Source organism: Prosthecobacter sp. (genome assembly GCF_044373815.1).
Lineage (GTDB): Bacteria > Verrucomicrobiota > Verrucomicrobiia > Verrucomicrobiales > Verrucomicrobiaceae > Prosthecobacter.
In genome coordinates, this window is sequence record NZ_JBIPNG010000566.1 from 1 (window position 1) to 3817 (window position 3817).

Consider the following 3817-nt stretch of genomic DNA (forward strand, 5'->3'; position numbering starts at 1 on the left):
AAATTGATACCCCTTGGCCAGCAGCTGGTCGAACATCGCCGGCATGGCGGTGATGGTGGGCGGATGGATGTCATGCGAGAGCATGATGGCACCCGGATGCGCACCATTGACGAGGCGGCTGGTCACGGCAGCCACACCCGGACGGCGCCAGTCCTGCGGATCGACCGACCACATGATGGTGGAGTAGCCAAACTCGGTGAACATCAGGTTTTTGATGCGGGTATTGATGGCTCCATAAGGCGGACGCACCAGATGCGGACGCACCCCGGCCACTTCGAAGACGGCGTCTTCGGACTTTTTCAACTCACTGCGGATCTGCTCATCCGAACGGCTGGTGAGGCTGCAATGCGTCCAGGTATGATTGCCAATTTCATGGCCTTCTTCGATGATGCGGCGCACGATGGCGGGATACATCTTCACCTGCGCGCCAATGAGGAAGAACGTGCATTTGATGTTCCGCTCCTTGAGGATGTCGAGCAGTTTTGGGGTCAGGCTTGGATGCGGGCCGTCGTCAAAGGTCATCGCGAGCGTCTTCTGCTCAATTTTGACGGAGGAATACGACAGGCGCACGCCCGCAGGCGGCACCACGGGCATGGTGGAAGGATTGTTCAGCCGCTTCACCAGCGGGTTTTCCTTTTCCTTTTCCTTTTGCTTCTCTTCGGCGAGCGGCAGCGCTTTGCGCGCCTCTTCAATGGCGAGTTTGTCCGGCTTTGCAGCCTTTTGTGTTGTACAGCCCGACTGGCCTGCCAACATGATGCCAAACCAAATGCTAAGATACATGCGTGGGGGGATCACAAGGAGTGGAGATTAAGGGGTGAAATTCATCTGCGAAAGCTGGATTTTCTGAAAAACAAACAACTGCCAGAAATCTGACGACTAGAGGAGCTCAGCCATCTCCCGCTGCAGTCAGAACCTCCTGAGGTGCCAGCGCCCGCCATGCTCCCGGCGGCAGATCGGCGGGCAGGGTCAGGGTGCCAATGCTCTCGCGATGCAGGTTGATGACTCGATTGCCGACACGGTGAAACATGCGCTTCACCTGATGATAGCGCCCTTCATGCAGCGTCAGCCGGGCTTGATTCCCACCTAAAAGGACGAGTTCGGCCGGCAGTGTCGTGATGTCTTCGGTGTGGAAGTAAAAGCCGCGTGCGAAGGCCTCCACTGCGTCTGGTGAAATGGAATCTAGAGTTTCGACGAGGTAAACTTTCGGCACCTTTTCCTCTGCTGTCATCAACCGTTTGGACCAGCGGCCATCGTTTGTCAGCAGGACCAGACCGGAGGTGCTGCGATCCAGCCTCCCGGCGATGTGAAGCGTGTGTTTGTCGGGATCGTCGATCAAATCGACCACGGTGCGGTGCTGATCATCCTTCGTGGCGCTGAGAATGCCCACCGGCTTGTGCAGCATGAGATACAGCGCCCTTTCCGAAGCCTGCACGACTGCATCATCCAACTCCACCAAGGTGAAGCGATCCACCGGATGATGGCTGTCCGTCACACACACTCCATCCACCCGCACGCGCCGTGCGGCGATGGCAAGATGGGCGGCCTGACGTCCCATGGCCTCATACCCGGCGATGAGTCGGTCCAGTTTCATGCCGTCACTCCATTCCCGCCTGCTGTGGCAGGATCAAATCTCTCCGAAGTGCTTCTCACGCATCTGCACGATGGCATCCAGCATCTGGTCCGCCTCGCCGCGCAGTTTGGCATCCAAGCTGGATGCGCTGCGGTTGTAGCGGCGAAACAGCATCTTCAGCTGGGCCTTGATCTCGTCCTTGGGCATCTTGGGCGTGATGCCGCAGAGTTCTTCGGGAGTTTTGGAAGGTTCCACCTTGGCGGCGGCGGGAGCTCCTTTGTTGACCTTGTCGAGCAGGCTGCCCTCCTTGGCCGTGGATTTGGGTTCAGCGGCGGGTTTGGAGCCACCGAGAGACTTGGAAAGCGATTTGAGGATCTTGAACATCATGTTGGTTCCTTCTGTGACTGACCGTTTATTCGATGCGCATGGCGCGAAGATGCTGGCTGCGGCGCTTCAATTCTTCCTCTGAGAGCACGCCTGCGCCCTTGTAAGTCACGGCGACTTCCTTGCTGCGGCCGGACTGCTTGTCCACCACGAGGGCACGCACGCGCTGGTTTTCATCGTAACTGAACGTCACGGCCACTTCGCAGCCCTTCGGGCGGTTCGGCGGCACGTCCAGAGTCAGGCGACCGATGACATCGACGAACTTCGCGTCTTCATCCTCGCCCTGGGTGATGTCCACTTCGATGACGCGCTCGTTGTCCTCGGAGGTCTGATAGACCTGCGTACGCGAGCATGGGATCGGCGTGTTCTTGGGGATCACGATGGAGTTCATCAGCTTCTCTTCCTTCGTCTTCGCATTGTACACCATCGCCAGCGTGCCGTAGCTCGCATTGCAGACTTCCTGGATGCGCGATGATTTTTTGGCGAACAAGGCTGCGCCGAGCGCCACGCACTCGTCCACGTTGCCGCAGGATTTGGGCGTCTTGCCGAACATCTTTTCCAGCATGGATTTCACCTTCGGAATGCGCGTTGAGCCGCCCACGAGCACCACGTGATCGATGTCGGAGGTCTTCAGCTTCGCGGAGTCCAGCGCCTGCTCGACGAGGAAAACCGTGCGGGTGAGCATGTGGCGGATCAGCTTTTCGAAATGATCGCGGCTCAGGTCGATGCGGGCGATGCCGCTGTTCTGGTCATTGGCCACGGTGTCGTTCACGCGCTGGAGCTTCGAGAGCATCTTTTTCGCGTCTTCCGTGGCCTGCAGCACGCGGCGGCGGTGGCGTTCGTCGGTGTACAGCGCAGCGCCGGTCTGCTTCTTGTACTGCTCGGCATAGGCTTCGAGCAGGATGTCGTCAAAGTTGCTGCCGCCGAGATGGCGGGCGCCTTCGGAGGTGAGGATCTTGATGTTGTCGCCTTCGACCTCAAGGATCGTCGTGTCCAAAGTGCCGCCGCCGAGATCAAACACGAGGATGCGACCTTTTACGCCTTGGGAATGGGCGTAGTAAACCGCCGCCGCCGTCGGTTCGTTCACCAGACGCTTCACCTTCATGCCTGCCATTTCAGCGGCTGCGATGGTGCTCTTGCGGGCCAGTTCGTTGAAGTTTGCCGGCACGGTGATGACGACCTCGGTGATGTCTCCGCAGATCTTGGAGCAGTCACGCTTCAGCTTGGAGAGGATCAGCGCGGAGATTTCCGCCGGCGTCCATTTCTTGCCGTCGATCTCGACCAGATGCTCCGGGTCGTCCATGTAGCGTTTGATCTGGAAGATGGTGCGATCGGGTTCGCCACCGTCACGGGCGGCGCTGCCCACGAGCTTCACATCTTCATGCGAATCGAAGAACACCACGGAGTGCGTCAGTCGCTCGCCGTCGGCGTTGGGCACGATTTCCGGGTTGCCATCAGGTTTCAGGTAGGCCAGCCCCGAAAGGGTGGTGCCAAGGTCGATTCCAACGTATTCAGCCATAACAATGTGTGTGAGAAAATTTTCCGGAGGCGGTGCTACTGGCTGGAGGTCCGGACCTCCACTTTGCGCAGGATAATCTCGTGTCCCTCCCCACGCGAGAAGATAAAGCCGGAGCGGCAGCTTTCCGTGACGCGGGGTTTTGACTTGCCGGGCAGCGAATCCACGACGGCAATGCGTTTGCGCAGCTCAATGTCGACTTCGGTGCCACTCGAAACGTCAAATTCGGTCACCCCGTGCTGGTGCAAAATATCCTCGAATGAGGCGCGGAGAGTGACGAGCTGCTGCGGCACGTCGCTGCCATTTGCCCCGGCGTAGCGGGCCACCAGGGCGTCAATGAGGTCGAT

The 3817-nt window shown here is 58.8% G+C and carries 5 protein-coding genes; all 5 read right to left on the bottom strand.

Translation table 11 applies throughout. The features are described 5' to 3' along the window. Positions 1–780 (bottom strand): polysaccharide deacetylase family protein (locus ACIREA_RS28265; RefSeq protein WP_397385666.1); only part of this gene is annotated, 780 nt, incomplete at its 3' end. Positions 781–886: 106 nt separating this feature from the next. Next, positions 887–1591 (bottom strand): pseudouridine synthase, encoded by a 705-nt coding sequence (locus ACIREA_RS28270; protein ID WP_397385667.1) that lies wholly within the window; start codon positions 1589–1591, stop codon positions 887–889. Between the two features lie 33 nt (positions 1592–1624). Beyond that, positions 1625–1957 (bottom strand): hypothetical protein, encoded by a 333-nt coding sequence (locus ACIREA_RS28275; protein ID WP_397385668.1) that lies wholly within the window; start codon positions 1955–1957, stop codon positions 1625–1627. 25 nt (positions 1958–1982) lie between these two features. Further along, positions 1983–3473: an Hsp70 family protein gene (locus ACIREA_RS28280; protein WP_397385669.1), complete on the bottom strand. Its 1491-nt coding sequence runs from the start codon at positions 3471–3473 to the stop codon at positions 1983–1985. Between the two features lie 35 nt (positions 3474–3508). Next, the coding region (locus ACIREA_RS28285; protein ID WP_397385670.1) for a hypothetical protein at positions 3509–3817 on the bottom strand (309 nt) is incomplete at its 5' end.